Origin of the sequence: Pseudomonas sp. D1HM, assembly GCF_019266105.1 — a bacterium.
Taxonomy (GTDB): domain Bacteria; phylum Pseudomonadota; class Gammaproteobacteria; order Pseudomonadales; family Pseudomonadaceae; genus Aquipseudomonas; species Aquipseudomonas taetrolens.
Genome location: NZ_LRMN01000060.1, coordinates 1 through 609, shown reverse-complemented (window position 1 = coordinate 609; position 609 = coordinate 1). Strand labels below are relative to the sequence as shown.

General features: G+C 56.5%; 1 protein-coding gene. It reads left to right on the top strand.

Annotation, left to right across the window (positions count from 1 at the left end; genetic code table 11):
• Positions 1 to 609 (top strand): DUF2515 family protein (locus AWM69_RS22725; protein WP_373274351.1); only part of this gene is annotated, 609 nt, incomplete at both ends.

The window sequence follows — 609 nt, the reverse complement described above, 5'->3', positions numbered from 1 at the left end:
CTGTTTCACAACACCTTGCCTGTTTCCGAATGCGAAACCCGCGTCATCGAGCTCTACGACTGCATGACCGCCGTCACCGAAGTGCCCGTTCTGACCTGCGAAGGGCTGTGGCGAATATACCAGCGGGCAGCCGAAGAAATCGTCGCCCCCGGCGGCATCCTGATTGCCGACCCCCAAGCGCGTAACCGCGCGATCAACGCCATCTATGCCCGCATGTGGCTGGAAGACCCACGCTTCCAATGGGCCGGGCTCGCAGCGTTTGCCTCCAAGCAGGTGGGGTGCGGGCTGCTGCATGCGGCGGACTCGATTGGCAAAGTAGAAGACGAGTTCAGCGCAAGAAGACAATGGCTGGAGGTCAGGAGCAAGGGATCGCACTTCGAGCTTCCTGGCGATGAGGAAAGCCAGTTGTACGAGGCTTACCACAAGGCTTCAGAGCAAAATTTGGTGCCTGCGGATATCCGTTTTGAGGGAGAGCCCCAAAGCGTTGCACAGGAACAATTTCAGCATGTGTACGACATGCTGGCGTTGGGCAATACCACGCTGTTTTTAGATATCTTTCCACTGCATGCGTTTTACAAAAAACGGGGTTTTGAGGAGCTGAAAACCTGC